Below are 15364 nucleotides of genomic sequence, written 5' to 3'. Positions count from 1 at the left end.
TCACCTTGAGCGTCGCCACCGAGAACCACGACTACGACTCGTACCTCACGGATCACAGCCGTCCCGTCAAAGCCATCAACTGGAACGAAGTTCCGGACGACAAGGACTCCGAGGTCTGGGAGCGGCTCACGGGTAACTTCTGGCTCCCCGAGAAGATCCCCGTGTCCAACGACATCCCGGCGTGGAACAAGCTGACCGACAAGGAACGCGAAACCACCATGCGGGTGTTCACCGGCCTCACGCTGCTGGACACCATCCAGGGCACCTCGGGCGCGGTGTCGCTACTCGACGACGCCAAGACCATGCATGAGCAAGCCGTCTACACCAACATTGCGTTCATGGAGTCGGTGCACGCGAAGAGTTACTCCAACATCTTCATGACCCTGGCCTCCACCCAGATGATCAAGGACGCGTTCCGCTGGTCGGAGGAGAACGACAACCTGCAGAAGAAGGCCAAGATCGTCCTCTCCTACTACGAGGGCGACGATCCGCTGAAGAAGAAGATCGCCTCGACGCTGCTCGAGTCCTTCCTCTTCTACTCCGGCTTCTACCTGCCCATGTACTTCTCCTCGCACGCGAAGCTCACCAACACCGCGGACATCATCCGCCTGATCATCCGCGACGAGGCCGTGCACGGCTACTACATCGGCTACAAGTACCAGGTCGGCCTGCGCGAGGAGAGCCCGCAGCGGCAGGAGGAGCTCAAGGAATACACCTTCGACCTGCTGTTTGATCTCTACGAGAACGAGATCCAGTACACCGAGGACCTCTACGACGAGCTCGGCTGGACCGAGGACGTCAAACGTTTCCTGCGCTACAACGCCAACAAGGCGCTGAACAACCTCGGCTACGAGGGCCTGTTCCCGGCTGACGAGACGAAGGTCTCCCCGGCGATCCTCTCGGCGCTGAGTCCCAACGCCGACGAGAACCACGACTTCTTCTCCGGCTCCGGCTCCTCCTACGTCATCGGCAAGGCCGAGGAGACCACTGACGACGACTGGGAGTTCTAGAGGCTCAGGCGCGCGCCGGCGGGGTCCACACGTGGATCTCCGCCGACTCGTCGTACCAGTGCCCGCCCGGGATGGTCTGCAGTTCAAACAGCGTGCCCCACGGCGCGCGGACGTAGACACTCGCGTTGCCCTCGGTGTCCTCGTGGGCGGAGTTCGGGTGCGTCCCGGACAGCGCGTCGCCACCCGCCGCGACCGCGCGCTGCAGGGAGGACTCGATGTCGTCGACGTAGACACACGCGTGGTTCCACCCGAGATCCGCCAGCCCCGCCGGCTGCTGCTGCACGGGTGAGTCGATCTCGAACATCTCGATGCTCGGCCCGTACCCGATCTGCATCATGCGTTGACGCCGGATCTTCGCCCCCGAGGGAAGCCCCAGCTGGCGCTCCGTCTCCTTGCCCTCGCGGGGATCGTCCTCGGGGGTGAGGCCGTCGTAGGCGAACTTGGCGTCAAAGGCGGCGCGGAGGAACTCCGCGGCCGCGTCGAGGTCCGGAACCGTCAGGCCCAGGTGGTTGATCCCCCGCGGCAGCTGCCCGAACACGTCCGGCGAATCGGCCAGGGGTGCCACGGCGGTGGCCTCGGTGGTCGGATCTCCGACGACGTCGGTCACCTCGCCGATGAGGGAGAGGGTGGATGAGGCGTCGATAAATGCCTCCTCCTTCGCCAGTACCCGGGTGCGGTAGGTCTCCGAGGACAGCAGTTCCTCGAGGACGTCTCGGGATTCGGCCCAGAGGTAGTCCACGCCGTCGATGTCCCCGCCCTCGGTGGCCGGGTGGGACTGCGAGTAACGCAGAATCCGGCCGTCGTCGGCGGCGAAGGAGCGTATCGACGCCGCCCCCACCGTCTCGTGTTGTTCCACGAATTCCGTGTGGGAGATCCCCGGCACACGCCTGAGGAACCTGGTCATCTTGATCATGGGGAAAAGCCTCCGCTGCTGTGGGTGAAGTGGTTCTGTGCCGACCGTATAGGCGCTTTCCCCAGCCCTCATCCTTTCGGACTACTCAACTAGGGGGCGGGTCGGGCCGGTCGTGCGGGGGAGGCGCCGGCGCGGTGGGCCGGGGAAATGTGGAGTGCGTCACTGTGGGCTGGTGTTTATCGGGGTGAACGCGGACAGATCGCCGCCAGCATCTGAGTAACCATCGTGAAAAGCGGGGGCAGAGGATAGGATGGACTGTGTCTCCAGTCCGGACATGGACTGGAATTGCGTCGCTCCCACGTATTACAGTGAGGCGATACATCATCGAGACGCGCCGGGGGAACGGCGCGTCTGTAGTCAGGAGGAACCTATGACCGCTGTCGCGCCCAGGCTCGACGATTACGTCGCGCCAGATCGTCCCGAGCCGACGGGCAACGGCCGTACAGGCTCAAAGGCCTGGACAATACTCACCACGACCGACCACAAGCAGCTGGGCATCATGTACATCATCATGTCGTTCAGCTTCTTCTTCCTGGGTGGCCTCATGGCTCTGCTGATCCGTGCGGAGTTGTTCTCCCCGGGCCTGCAGTTCCTGTCCAACGAACAGTTCAACCAGCTGTTCACCATGCACGGCACCGTGATGCTGCTGTTGTTCGGCACCCCGATCGTCTGGGGTTTCGCCAACTACGTGCTCCCGCTGCAGATCGGCGCCCCGGACGTGGCTTTCCCGCGTCTGAACGCCTTCGGCTTCTGGATCACCACCATCGGTGGCGTGGCCATGCTCTCCGGCTTCCTCACCCCCGGTGGCGCGGCTGACTTCGGCTGGACAATGTACATGCCGCTGGCAGACTCCGTCCACACCCCGGGCATCGGCGCGGACATGTGGATCGTCGGCGTCGGCGCGACCGGCGTGGGCACCGTCGCCTCCGCCGTCAACATGGTCACCACCATCCTGTGCATGCGTGCACCTGGCATGACCATGTTCCGCCTTCCTGTCTTCGTGTGGACCGTCTTCACCACCTCGGTCATCGCTCTGATGATCTTCCCGCTGCTGCTGGCCGCCGCCCTCGGCGTCCTCTACGACCGCAAGCTGGGCGGCCACATCTTCGACTCCGCCAACGGTGGCGCGGTCCTGTGGCAGCACCTCTTCTGGTTCTTCGGCCATCCCGAGGTCTACGTTCTCGCTCTGCCGTTCTTCGGCGTCATCTCCGAGATCGTTCCAGTGTTCTCCCGTAAGCCGGTCTTCGGCTACATCGGCCTCGTCTTCGCCACCCTGGCCATCGGCTCGCTGTCCATGGCCGTCTGGGCGCACCACATGTTCGTCACCGGCGCGATTCTCCTACCGTTCTTCTCTTTCATGACGTTTCTCATCGCCATCCCGACCGGCATGAAGTTCTTCAACTGGGTGGGCACCATGTGGAAGGGCCACATCACCTGGCAGACCCCGATGATCTGGGCCATGGGCTTCATGTCCTCGTTCCTGTTCGGTGGCCTGACCGGTGTCATGCTGGCCTCCCCGCCGCTGGACTTCCAGCTCGCTGAGTCCTATTTCCTCATCGCGCACTTCCACTACACGCTCTTCGGCACCGTGGTGTTCTCCTCCTTCGCCGGCGTGTACTTCTGGTTCCCCAAGATGACCGGCCGCATGCTCGACGAGCGTCTGGGCAAGATCCACTTCTGGCTCACCTTCATCGGCTTCCACGGCACCTTCCTCATCCAGCACTGGCTGGGCAACATGGGCATGCCGCGTCGCTACGCCGACTATCTGGACTCCGACGGTTTTACCATCTTCAACCAGATCTCCACCATCTTCTCCTTCGTCCTCGGCGCCTCGGTCATCCCGTTCGTCTGGAACGTGTTCAAGTCCTGGCGCTACGGCGAGGTCGTCACGGTCGACGATCCCTGGGGCTACGGCAACTCCCTCGAGTGGGCGACCTCCTGCCCGCCGCCGCGCCACAACTTCACCTCCCTGCCGCGTATCCGCTCCGAGCGCCCCGCGTTCGAGCTGCACTACCCGCACATGGTGGAGCGCATGCGCCGCGAGGCCCACTTCGGCCACGACGCCGACCCGCGCGAGAAGGTCTCCCGGACCAACCCCGAGGGCGACTCCTCCCGCCACGCACACGTCCAGCAGTAGGGCCCTGGCCACCGCTGAACGGCACGTTTCCTCCCATCCCGAATCCTTTCGGGGTGGGAGGTTTTGTGTGTGCCCAACCCGGAGCGCGGACCCCGCGTCGAGGGAACCGGACACCCGTGCCAGAATGTCAGGCGTGAGCGAACTAACGCATGACCTCGACCCCGACCTCAGCCAGGCCCCGACCGTCAGCCTGCGGGAGGGCCTGGAATCGGCCGTCATCACCTCGTCCGGTCCGGATTCGCCCGGCGTCTCGGCGACCTTCTTCCGGGTGCTCGCGGCCAACCAGGTGCAGCTTCTCGACGTCGAGCAGGCCATCTTCCGCGGGCGCATCTCACTGGCCGCCTTCGTGGGCCTGGATCCGGCCCGCGTGGAGCGCATCAGCGACGGGCTGAAGGAGAGCCTGCGCGGCTACGGGCAGGCAGTGACGGTGGAGACGGACGTCGACGCGACCAGCGGTGCCCGCCCGCGTTCCACCCACATCGTGGTGCTGCTGGGCAACCCGGTCAACGCGGAGGATATTTACCGGGTCGGCCGGACCCTGGCGGATTTCGGGGTCAACATCGACCGCATCCGCGGCATCTCGGACTACCCGGTCACCGGCCTGGAACTTTTTGTCTCCGTGCCCAACTACCAGCCGGGCGGGGCAAAGAACGTGCGTAAGGCACTGGCCGAGGTGGCCTACGAGAACTCCATCGACATCGCCATGGAACGCGCCGGCCTGGCGCGTCGCTCGAAGCGCCTGGTGTGTTTCGACTGCGATTCCACGCTCATCACCGGCGAGGTCATCGAGATGCTCGCCGCCCACGCCGGTCGGGAGCAGGAGGTCGCGGAGGTCACGGAGCGGGCGATGCGCGGCGAGCTGGACTTCGAGCAGTCCCTGCGCGAGCGGGTCAGGGCGCTCGCCGGCCTCGACGCCTCGGTCATCGACGAGGTCGCCGCGGCCATCGAGCTGACGCCGGGTGCCCGGACCACCATCCGCACCCTCAACCGCATGGGCTACCGCACGGCCGTGGTCTCGGGCGGATTCAGCCAGGTTCTGGACGGCCTGGCGGCGGAGCTCGAGCTGGACTACGTGCGTGCGAACACCCTGGAGATCGAGGACGGCAAACTCACCGGCCGGGTGACCGGCCCGGTCGTCGACCGCGCTGCCAAGGCCGAGCTCCTGCGGGAGTTCGCCGAGGACTCCGGGCTGCAGATGCACCAGACCGTCGCGGTCGGCGATGGCGCCAACGACATCGACATGATCTCCGCCGCGGGACTGGGCATCGCCTTCAACGCCAAGCCCGCCCTCAAGGAGATCGCCGACACCTCGGTCAACCACCCTTTCCTCGACGAGGTGCTCTACATCCTGGGGATCCCGCGTCACGAGGTCGACTCCTCGGACGTGGAGGCGGGCACCTACCGCCGCCCCGAGCTGCTCCCGTGACCATCGACGTGGACCGGGGACTGTTGACGCAGGCCCACGAGCTGCTGGCGGAACGGGTCGGCCACGGCCACAGCGAGGACACGCAGCGCCCGGAGACCGTGCAGGCGATGCAGATCGCCCTGCATGTGCCCAAGGCGAACCCGCCGGAACGCACGAGCCTGCTCGAGGCCGCGGCCCGCGCGGTGGTTTCAGTGTGTCTTGATGGCCGCGCCGTGACCGACGCGGACTGGCGGACCGGCCTGACCGACTGGTACGACCACCTCATCCGCAAGATCGCCCGCCGCGGCCGGAACAAACAGTGGGAGGACGTCCAGCGCCTGCCGGGCGTGACGGTGGAAGTCAACGGCGCATGCGCCCGGGCGTTCGTGCCGTCGCCGGTCGAGGACGTGCCGCGCGACCTCGGCAAACTCCAGATCAAAGGCACCGAGCTGGAGAAGGACCCGCGCAGCACCGCACCGGTCGATCCCGCGATCGCGTTGATCGCCCTGAACGCTGACCTGGACATGAGCACGGGCAAGGCCGCGGCGCAGGTCGGCCACGGCTCCATGCTGCTGGCGGCCGCCATGGACCGCGGGGAGATCCAGGCCTGGGCGCGGACCGGGTTCGAGCTGCAGGTGAGGGAGCTGCCGGCAGAGGAGTTCCGCGAGCTCGCCGCCCGGGAGGATGCCGTCATCGTCCGGGACGCCGGATTCACCGAGGTGGCCCCGGACTCCGTCACCGTGGTGGCCCTGCGGCCCGCTACTGCTTGACCAGGCGTTTCAGCGCGGCGCGCACGGTGGCCGGATCCGTGGTCTCCCAGAACGGCGGCAGCGAGGCCCGCAGGTAGGAACCGTAGCGTTTGGTCACCAGCCGATTGTCCAGCACGGCGACCACGCCGCGGTCGTTGACCGAGCGCAGCAGCCGCCCCGCGCCCTGCGCCATGAGCAGTGCCGCGTGGGTGGCGGAGACCTCCATGAACCCGGATCGCCCGGCGGCCGTGGCCGCCTCGGTGCGCGCCTGCAGCAGGGGATCGTCGGGCCGGGGGAAGGGGATCCGGTCGATGAGCACCAGCGACAGCGACCGGCCGGGGACGTCGACACCCTGCCACAGGCTCAGGGTGCCGAAGAGGCACGTGTTTTCGTTGCGGGTGAACTTGTCGACGAGCGCGCCGGTCGAATCCTCCCCCTGCAGCAGAATGTCGAAGGGCAGCCTCGTCCGCAGCGCCTCCGCCGCCTGCTGCGCCGCCCGCCGGGAGGAGAAGAGTCCGAGGGTGCGCCCGCCGGCGGCGGTGATGAGCTCGGCGATCTCGTCGAGGGTCTCCTCGGCGGGGCCCTCACGGCCGGGAGTGGGCAGGTGTTTTGCCGTGTAGAGGATGCCCGCCTTCTTCGGGTCGAAGGGGGTGCCGGCATTGAGGGAGTCCCACTGCCCCTTGGGCATGCCCCAGCTGGCGGCCAGGACGTCGAACCGCCCGCCGACGGTGAGTGTCGCCGAGGTCAGGACCACGGTCTGGTCGCCGAAGAGGCGGTCGTGAAGCAGCCCGGCCACGGACAGGGGAGCGACGGCGAGGGTGTCGCCGTAGCGGTCCGAGCGCTCCAGCCACACCACCTCGCGGGCCTCGGAAGCGTCCGCCTCCCCCTCGGAACCGAACACACCCAGGATGCGGACCACGGCGTCGTGCAGGTCGCCCAGGTGATTGGCCAGGTTCTGGCGCTCGGCGGCGCGGTCCGGGTCGCTGGCGGCCTCGCCGTCGGGGGCGCGGGCAATGGCGTCGCGAAGCGCCCACAGACCGTCACGCAGCCCGCCCAGCGCGGCCCGGGAGGTGTCGTCGAGGGTGACCCAGCGGCCGGGTTCGCGGGTGCGCAGCATCATGTCCAGATCCTCGGCGAGGTTCTCCAGAGCGGTGTCCTTGCCGGCTGCGTTGAGTTTCTCGCCGCGCTTGGCCGCCATCCTGATGGTGCGCGGGGCGATCTCGCTGGTGGCCACCGAGGTGATGCGCCCGTCGAGCTCGTGGGCCTCGTCGATGATGACCACGTCGTGTACGGGGAGAATGTCCACGTCCGCGAGGGCGTCGATGGCGAGCATCGCGTGGTTGGTGACCACGACATCCACGTCGCGGGCCTTGGCGCGGGCCATCTCCGCAAAACATTCCTCGCCGTGCGGGCATTTCGACGCCCCCAGGCACTCCGAGGAGGTCACCGAGACCTGCTTCCACGCGAGATCGGGCACGCCCGGCTCGAGGTCGTCGCGATCACCCGTCTCGGTCTCGCTGGACCACTCGTGCACCCGTTTGACGTGTTTGCCCAGCCAGGAGAGGTCCTCCTCCTCCATGAGCGCCTCCGCCTCCGGGGGCTGGTCGCCGCGGGAGACCTTGTTCAGGCAGACGTAGTTCGAGCGGCCCTTGAGGATGGCGAAGGTGGGGCGGCGGTGCAGGACGGGTTCCAGGGCGTCGGCCAGGCGGGGAAGGTCCCGCTCGACGAGCTGCGTCTGCAGCGCGATCGTCGCGGTGGAGACGACCACGGTGGTGTCGGTGTTCTGCGCGTGACGGATCGAGGGGATGAGGTAGGCGAGCGACTTGCCCGTGCCCGTGCCGGCCTGGACGGCGAGGTGGCGTTCCTTCTCGAGGGCTGCGGTGACGGCCTCGGCCATGGCCACCTGGCCCTCGCGGCGCGCGCCGCCGAGGGCGGTGACCGCGGCGTCGAGAAGCTCCCCCGTGGAGATGTTCAGTGGTTCGTCCGTGCTGTCGTCGCTCATCACCGGTCAGTCTATCCCGGAGACAGCAAAGCACCCGCCTCCCGGGAAGGGAGGCGGGCGGGTAGGGAGGGGGGGGAGACTAGACCTCGTCGGTGTACTCGCCGGCGCTGTCGTAGGTCTCGATGGTGCCGAGCTCCGGGGCGAGGTTCTCGGTGGTGATGGCCTCCTCGGTGTCGGAGTAGCCGTCGCCGTCGGTGTCCACCGCGAAGACGTCGCCGTAGCCGTCGTGGTCCGTGTCGATGATCATCTCGTCCGAGGTGCCGTCACCGTCGGTGTCGGTGTGCTGCTCGTCCGCGCGGCCGTCGTTGTTGGTGTCGATGAAGAACTGGTCGACCACGCCGTCGCCGTCGGTGTCCTGGTCGATGCGGTCGACCTGGCCGTCGAAGTTCTCGTCGCTGATGATCTCGTCGAGCTGGCCGTCGGCGTTGGTGTCGATTTGAATCTCGTCGAAGTTGCCGTCGTTGTTCCGGTCCAGGCCGATGCCGTCGGCCAGGCCGTCGGCGTTGAGGTCGATCTCCACTCCGCCGGCGGGAACTTCTGCGCTGGCGGGGGCAGCTGAACCGGTGGGGTTCTCCTCCGGAGCGGGGGCGGGTGCCTCCTCGCGCTCGGGGGCCGGTGCCGGGGTCTCCTGCGGGGCGGTGGGGGCCTGAGCGGGGGTCTCGGCCGGAGCCGGGGTCTCAGCCGGGCTCTCCTGGGGGGCGGTGGGAGCAGCTGCCGGTGCGGACGTGGCTGCGGAGGCCTCGCCACCCTGGGTGAAGTCCGTGCCCAGGCCCTGCTCGCCGAGCTGGCGCTGCGCGTCGGAGAGGTTGGCCTCGACACCGTCGGTGGAATCGAGCGTGCCGTCGCCGTCGAAGTCGTACATGCGGGTGTCGTCCTTGCCGTCGCCGTCAGTGTCGACGAGGACCGCGTCGACCAGGCCGTCGTCGTCGAGGTCGACGAGGTCGGTGTCGGCCACCCCGTCGCCGTCGGTGTCGATCTCGGCGCGGTTGATCTGGCCGTCGCCGTCGGTGTCGCGAACGGTGGTCTCCAGCAGGCCGTCGCTGTTGAGGTCCTGGCTCTCGACATCGATGGTGCCGTCGCGGTCCGTGTCGGCCACGGCGGTGTTGACGACGCCGTCGCCATCGGTGTCGAGCTCCCCGTAGTCGGCCTCACCGTCGTTGTTGGTGTCCTGGACGCGGGCGTCGGCGACGCCGTCGGCGTCGGTGTCCACGAAGATCGTGTCCTGGGTGCCGTCGAAGTCGGTGTCGGCGGAGCCGAGGACCTGGCCGTTGACGACGTTCTCGGTGGAGCCTGCTGCGGACTGTGCGTTGGAGTTCTGGTTGAGGGTGTTCTCGCTGGACATGGTGGCAGTTCCTTCCGCTCAAAGTGGGGGTGGTCTTGAGTATTCCGCAGGACCGTTCTGCTGTCCTGTCACACGTTAAATGCGGGGGGACGGAAAATGTTCCGGGGTTCCCGTAAATTTTTTGTGATCTAATGTTTTAACTGCAAATACACCTGTGTTGCGAGGAGTTTCCCCCCTCATCACCGTGCGGGCGGGGCTGGGGTGGGAAACAATGGGCGGCAACGTCCCGCGGTCACCTCGTCGGTGGGAGAAGAAAGGGCAACGATGACCAGACCTGTGGCGCAGACGCGCCGGAGCCCCCGCGAATCGGTCGAGCGGGCGACCCAGATCATCCGTCGGTACGGGATGGAACGCACGGCCGAGCACGCCGTGGAGCTCATGGACACCACCTTCCGCGCCGGGACCGTGGTGGTCATCGGGGAGATCAAACGCGGAAAGTCCTCGCTGGTCAATGCCCTGGTCGGCCACCGCAACCTGCTGCCCGTCGACGTGCTCACCTGCACCTCGGCGCCGATCCGGGTGCGGGTGGATCCGGAGATCCCGGCGGACGCCGCGCCGAGGATTGCCCTGGTCCGCGGGGACCGGAGGGATCCGGCGAACGCCGGGGACATTGTCACGTGGGCCACGCAGGAGTCGGTCTCCGGGATGGTGCGCTCCCGGGACGAGGAGAAGATTGCCCTGATCCCCACGGCCGTGGACATCGAGATGCATCTCGACGACCTCGGGGCGGTCACCGTGATCGACACCCCGGGGGTGGGCGGCCTCGACGAACACGCCGTCACTGCCGCACTGCAGGAGGCCAACCGCGCCGGGCTGGTGCTCATGGTCTGCGACGCCTCCACGCCCATCACGGCCCCCGAGATGGACATCCTCGACCGGGCCCGCACCCAGACCGGCGGGGTCATCGTCGTGGTGACCAAGACGGACAAGAACCTGCGCCGCTGGCGCGACATCGTTGAGGACGACAAACGTCTGATCGAGAAACACGTCGGGGTGAGACTGCCGGTCATCGGCGTCTCGTCGCTGCGGGCCGTGGATGCTGCGCAGGCCGACGACCCCGCCCGGCGCGCCGAGCTGGAGGAACGCTCCGGCATCGCCGAGCTGCGCAGGATGATCCGCGGCCACCTGGAGAATCCGTCGAGTAGCGGGCAACTGGCCGGGGTGGAGGCCGCCCGCGGGGCGCTGCACCGCATCAGGGGTTCGATCAGCGAGGACATCGCCATCAACACCGACTCCTCGGCCGCGGTGGCCGAGCTGGAGAACGAGCGGGCCGGGCTGGAGCGGCTGCGCGAGCAGGCCGGGGAATGGGAGCAGCTGTTCCAGCGCGACATCGCCCTGACCCGCAACCGCATCACCGACACCCTCGACGGCGAGCTGGATCTGCTGCGGCAGGCCTGGTCGCGGCGGATCGACTCCGAGGGACTGCGCGTGCTGCGCGCGAAACCCCAGGTGTTCACCAGCCAGATCGAGACCGAGCTGGTCAGCGTCATGGACAAGACCGTCTCCGCGCTACTCAACGAGATCTCCGACCACACCCACCGCATGTTCCCCGACGACGCCGAGACCCGCGACGCCGTCATGGCCGTGGTGCTGCAGTCCATCGGCCCCCGCGAGGTCTCCGGCCCCGAGGTGGCGAAGAAGACCAAGGACCTGCTGGATCCCTCGATGCTCACCATGGGCATGGTCGGGGCGGGCCTGCTCACCGCGGTCATCCCCTTCGCGCCTCTCGCCGGCGCCGCGTGGATCGGGGTCAACGCCGGCTTCCGTGCCATGCGCAACGGTAAGCAGCACCTGCAGCAGTGGCTGCGGGAGACCACCGCGACCGTGAAGGCGTCGACCGTGCGCATGATGGACATGGTCATCACCACCGCGCGCTCCGAGATCATGATGAGCCACCGCCGCAACCTCAAGGCCCGGAGCCGGGAGCTGCAGCTGAAGATCGACGAGGCCCGCACCGTCGCCCGGGACTCCGAGTCCGAGCGGCAGGCGCGGGTGGCCACGCTGAACAAGAACCTCGACATCGTCACCGCCACCATTCGGGAGCTGGACGGGCACGTCGATACGCTCCGTGCGCCCGCACCCGCACCCACCCGTGACACCCCGGCAGGAGCACCCCAGTGACCCACCCAGACCAGGACAACACAGCGTTCAAGAGCGGGATCGTCGCCCACCTGACCACCCTGCTGAGCCAGGGCTGCGACGCGCTCGGCTCGGCGGGCGGCGACCTCACCGACATCGCCGAGCAGCTCCGGGACATGGTCAACCGACCCCCGCGTGTCGCCGTCGTGGGCAGGCTCAAGGCGGGCAAGTCCACCCTGGTCAACGCCCTGACCCAGCACCACATCGCGGCCACCGGTTCACTCGAGTGCACCATGGCCGTGAGCCTGTACTCCGACGGGGCGCCCGCCCGCGCCGAGGTGCACGGTCTCGACGGGGAGGTCAGCCGCGTGCCGCTCCGCGACGGCCCGCTCACCGACCTGGGCAGGCCCCTCGACGAGGTGAGCCACGTGCACCAGTTCCTGCCCAACGCGCAGCTGCGCCCCCTCGGGCTCATCGACACCCCGGGAACCGCCACCCTCACGGTGGAGAATGAGCAGCGCACCAGAAGGATGCTTATCGACGGCGCCTCCGACACCCGGCGCGCCAGTGAATGGGCCGACTCCGTGGTCTTCCTCTCCGACTCCGCTCCCCGCGAGGACGAACGAGCCTTCCTCTCCGAGCTGGGAATGACCCCGCTGACTTTGGTCAGCGTGCTCTCCCGGGCGGACTCCTTCGGGGAGGGGGCGTTTGGGGAGCGTGATCCGCTCGACTTCGCCCGCGAGCACTCGGGGAGGATCGAGAAGGAGCTCGGGGGTGCGGTCTACCGTGTCATCCCCCTGTCGGGCCTGCTGGCCGAGTCGGCGTTCACCGGCCGGGTGACCAACGACCTCGCCCGCGAGCTCGCCAGCCTGGCCCCGCTCAACCGGGAACAGTTGCTGGACGTGGTTGAACTCGACGACCCGGGCCGGATCGTGCCCGGATTCACCGCCGAACAGCGCAACCGGCTGCTGGACACCGTGGGGGAGTACGGGGTCATGGCCGGCCGCGCGGCTGCGGCGTCGGGCGGCGCCGTGGCCCTCGCCGGATGGATGCGCGAGGTGTCCGGGGTGGACACCCTGACCAGGGTCCTCGTCGAGGACGTGAGGTACTACGCCGTGCTCCAGCGCGCGGTCCGGGTCCTGGATGAGCTGGCGGAGCTGTCCACCTCCCACCCGAACCGCGAGCACGTGCGCTGGGTGCAGTCGGTGACGCTGGCGCAGCCCGCCATCAACCTGGTCATGCTGTACCGCAGTTACCGGGACACCTTCAGCTCCACGCCGGACTCGCGCCTGCTTCCGCTGCTGCGCCGTGCCATCAACGCCGCTTCGGCCGCGGCTTCCGTCGGCCTCCCGCGCGATGCGGCGACGCCGGAGATCCGGGCGCGGCTGGACCAGGAGCTCGGAGAGCTCCAGCAGATGGCGATGCTTCCCCTGTCCGCCGCCGAGGATGAGGCCCGGGAGCGGCTGATCCAGGAAATGCAGCGCTGGTACCGGGAACTGGGATGACGGCGGACGGGAACAAAATCCCCTCGGCCGGACCTTAACTTGTGCGCTCACCCGGCACAGAAGCGTCTGTGCGGGATATTCTGTTTTTCAGATCGCCCTACTGTTAGTTCACCCTTTTGACTTCGGAGGTTTGCATCGTGTCTCGCCCGTGGAATCTAGCCATTGACTTTGGTACGTCGAACACAGCGGCGGCGCACACGTCGCCGATGACGGACGCGGTGGAGTCGGTGGCACTGTCCCACCGGTCGAACCTCATGCCGTCTGCGGTGTTCCTCGAGTCCGATTCCGGGTCGGACTCCGTCTCCCTCGCCGTGGGTGACACCGCCATCGGCCTGGGCCGACGCGATCCGCAGCGCCTGGCGCTCTCGCCCAAGCGCTACATCGACCACGACGTCATGCAGCTCGGCGGTCGCGAGGTGCCGGTTCCCACGGTCATCGGCTCCGTCGTGCGCTCCGTGGTGGAACGCTCGTCCGCGCAGCACGGCGGGGACAAACCCGCCTCGGTGACCTTCACGCACCCCGAGGCGTGGTCGGTGCACTCCATCAACCAGCTCGTCGCCGCCGCGGAATACGCCGGGGTCGAACGCTCGGCGATCCGTCTCATTTCCGAGCCCCGGGCGGCGGCGATCCACTACGCCTCGCAGTCCTCCATCGCGGACGGCTCGCACGTCGCGGTCTTCGACTTCGGTGGCGGCACGCTGGATATCGCGGTGCTGCGCGCGGACGCGGGAGGAAACTTCCAGGTCGTGGCCACCAAGGGTGACAACTCGCTCGGTGGCCGCACCGTGGACAACCTTCTTTTCCGGTGGGTGCTGGAGCAGGTCGGCCACGACGACCCCGATCTGGCCGACTACCTGAAGTCCGCCCCCATCTCCACCATGCACTCGCTGGACCAGAACATCCGCGAGGCCAAGGAGATGCTCTCGGACACCTCCTCGGCGACGATCACCGTGTCCACCCCGGAGGGCGAGAGCGACCTGCTGCTCACCCGGGACGAGTTCAACCACGTCATTGACGGCGCCGTCTCCCGCGCCGTGGAGCTGACCAAGTCCGCGCTCGACCAGGCGGGGGTGGACACGGCCACGACCCCGATCTACATGACCGGCGGCTCCTCCCGCATCCCGCACATGCAGAACCGGCTGGGTGAGCTCGGCCGGGTGATGACCCTCGACGACCCGAAGACCGTGGTCTGCCGCGGCGCACTGACCGCGACGATGGCTGGCTTCAGCCACGACATCTCCGGTAAGTCGACGCCGAACAACGAAGAACGGCGCGTATCGACGCCCCCTGCCCACGCACCCGCCGCGGGAGCGGCAGGGGCGGCAGGTGTTGCCGGTGCCACGGCTTTCGGCGCGGGAAACGCCGGCGCCCAGACCCCGCGTCAGCCGCAGCCCCAGCAGCCCCAGCACCAGAATCAGGCCCAGCCGGAGACGCGGGTCCAGCCGGCCCACCAGGCGGATCCCTACGCCCAGCAGCAGGCGTCGGTGCCGAGCTCGGAGTCGACCTCGGATGGCTCGAACCGCGGGCTGCTCATTGGCGGCGCGGCCGTGGCCGCGCTCCTGGTTGTAGGTGGCGGAATCTGGGCCCTGAACAGGGGAGGAGGGGAGGAGCAGCAGGTGGCCGAGCCGACGACCACCGTCACCTCCGAGGAGTCGGCCACGAGCGCGGCGGGGTCGAGCTCCGCCGCAGCATCGACCTCGGCATCGACGTCTACGACAGGGGACGGTTTCCTCGCCTCGGAACGCCCTGACATCGCGGCCGTCGTCCCGGCACAGCTGACGGAGGCGACGGACAACTGCTTCGGAGAAACTACGACGGAGAACTCGAGCACGATCCCCGTGTCCATCAAGGACTACCTGACGGAGACCGCCACGTGGTGCACGATGGAGGACGACAAGTCGGTCGAAGGATACCTCGGCAGCTTCTACGTCTTCACGGGAGATGACGCGAAGAAGACCTACGACGAGGCGAACTCGGGCGCACCCGACGGGTTCGATGTCCTGCAGGAGAGTTCTGGCGACCAGCCGGAGATCGGCCTGGCCAGCGTGGATGACGACGGAACGCAGAAGGCCGATATTCGCATCTTCTACCCCGACGACAACATGACCCTGTTCTTCGAGATCTCCAGCTACGAACCGGATGCTGCCGATGACGCCTCGAAGGTCAACAAGGCTGAGATCGAGAAGAACCTCGAGCGCTACGGTTTCTAACTGATCGGGGGC

10 protein-coding genes are annotated in these 15364 nt (G+C 67.7%); 7 read left to right on the top strand and 3 right to left on the bottom strand.

Annotation, left to right across the window (positions count from 1 at the left end):
- Window positions 1–5: 5 nt before the first annotated feature.
- Window positions 6–1010 carry a class 1b ribonucleoside-diphosphate reductase subunit beta gene (gene nrdF, locus CDOO_RS10805; RefSeq protein ID WP_018020556.1) on the top strand — a complete coding sequence of 335 codons (1005 nt, stop codon included), beginning with the start codon at window positions 6–8 and terminating at the stop codon, window positions 1008–1010.
- 4 nt (window positions 1011–1014) lie between these two features.
- Here the strand turns inward: nrdF and CDOO_RS14000 are convergent, their stop codons facing one another.
- Window positions 1015–1923: a VOC family protein gene (locus CDOO_RS14000; RefSeq protein WP_018020557.1), complete on the bottom strand. Its 909-nt coding sequence runs from the start codon at window positions 1921–1923 to the stop codon at window positions 1015–1017.
- A gap of 370 nt (window positions 1924–2293) precedes the next feature.
- On the opposite strand from CDOO_RS14000, the gene ctaD reads away from it, so the two are divergent.
- The 3 genes from ctaD to CDOO_RS10785 all read left to right on the top strand — a co-directional run bounded on the left by ctaD (window position 2294) and on the right by CDOO_RS10785 (window position 6235).
- Complete coding sequence (gene ctaD, locus CDOO_RS10795; protein WP_018020558.1) at window positions 2294–4060, top strand: aa3-type cytochrome oxidase subunit I; 1767 nt, start codon at window positions 2294–2296, stop codon at window positions 4058–4060.
- A 133-nt stretch (window positions 4061–4193) separates the two neighbouring features.
- Window positions 4194–5486: a phosphoserine phosphatase SerB gene (gene serB / locus CDOO_RS10790; RefSeq protein ID WP_018020559.1), complete on the top strand. Its 1293-nt coding sequence runs from the start codon at window positions 4194–4196 to the stop codon at window positions 5484–5486.
- Window positions 5483–6235: an aminoacyl-tRNA hydrolase gene (locus CDOO_RS10785; protein ID WP_018020560.1), complete on the top strand. Its 753-nt coding sequence runs from the start codon at window positions 5483–5485 to the stop codon at window positions 6233–6235. Before serB ends, CDOO_RS10785 begins: the two co-directional genes overlap by 4 nt.
- Here CDOO_RS10785 and CDOO_RS10780 read toward each other — a convergent pair.
- Both CDOO_RS10780 and CDOO_RS13350 read right to left on the bottom strand, forming a co-directional pair.
- Window positions 6225–8216 carry an ATP-dependent DNA helicase gene (locus CDOO_RS10780; protein WP_018020561.1) on the bottom strand — a complete coding sequence of 664 codons (1992 nt, stop codon included), beginning with the start codon at window positions 8214–8216 and terminating at the stop codon, window positions 6225–6227. The two genes, CDOO_RS10785 and CDOO_RS10780, sit on opposite strands and share 11 nt — an antisense overlap.
- Window positions 8217–8295: 79 nt before the next feature.
- Entirely contained in the window at window positions 8296–9558 is a 1263-nt protein-coding gene (locus CDOO_RS13350) for a hypothetical protein (RefSeq protein WP_018020562.1), read from the bottom strand.
- A 264-nt stretch (window positions 9559–9822) separates the two neighbouring features.
- Here CDOO_RS13350 and CDOO_RS10770 point away from each other — a divergent pair, with 264 nt between their 5' ends.
- The 3 genes from CDOO_RS10770 to CDOO_RS10760 all read left to right on the top strand — a co-directional run bounded on the left by CDOO_RS10770 (window position 9823) and on the right by CDOO_RS10760 (window position 15352).
- Window positions 9823–11679: a dynamin family protein gene (locus tag CDOO_RS10770; protein ID WP_038573418.1), complete on the top strand. Its 1857-nt coding sequence runs from the start codon at window positions 9823–9825 to the stop codon at window positions 11677–11679.
- Window positions 11676–13142 carry a dynamin family protein gene (locus tag CDOO_RS10765; RefSeq protein ID WP_018020564.1) on the top strand — a complete coding sequence of 489 codons (1467 nt, stop codon included), beginning with the start codon at window positions 11676–11678 and terminating at the stop codon, window positions 13140–13142. Before CDOO_RS10770 ends, CDOO_RS10765 begins: the two co-directional genes overlap by 4 nt.
- Window positions 13143–13348: 206 nt before the next feature.
- Window positions 13349–15352, top strand: coding sequence for an Hsp70 family protein (locus CDOO_RS10760; RefSeq protein WP_018020565.1), 2004 nt, complete (start codon window positions 13349–13351; stop codon window positions 15350–15352).
- Window positions 15353–15364 lie beyond the last annotated feature (12 nt).

The sequence above is a fragment of the Corynebacterium doosanense CAU 212 = DSM 45436 genome, from assembly GCF_000767055.1.
Taxonomy (GTDB): domain Bacteria; phylum Actinomycetota; class Actinomycetes; order Mycobacteriales; family Mycobacteriaceae; genus Corynebacterium; species Corynebacterium doosanense.
This window is presented reverse-complemented; position numbering and strand designations above follow the sequence as displayed.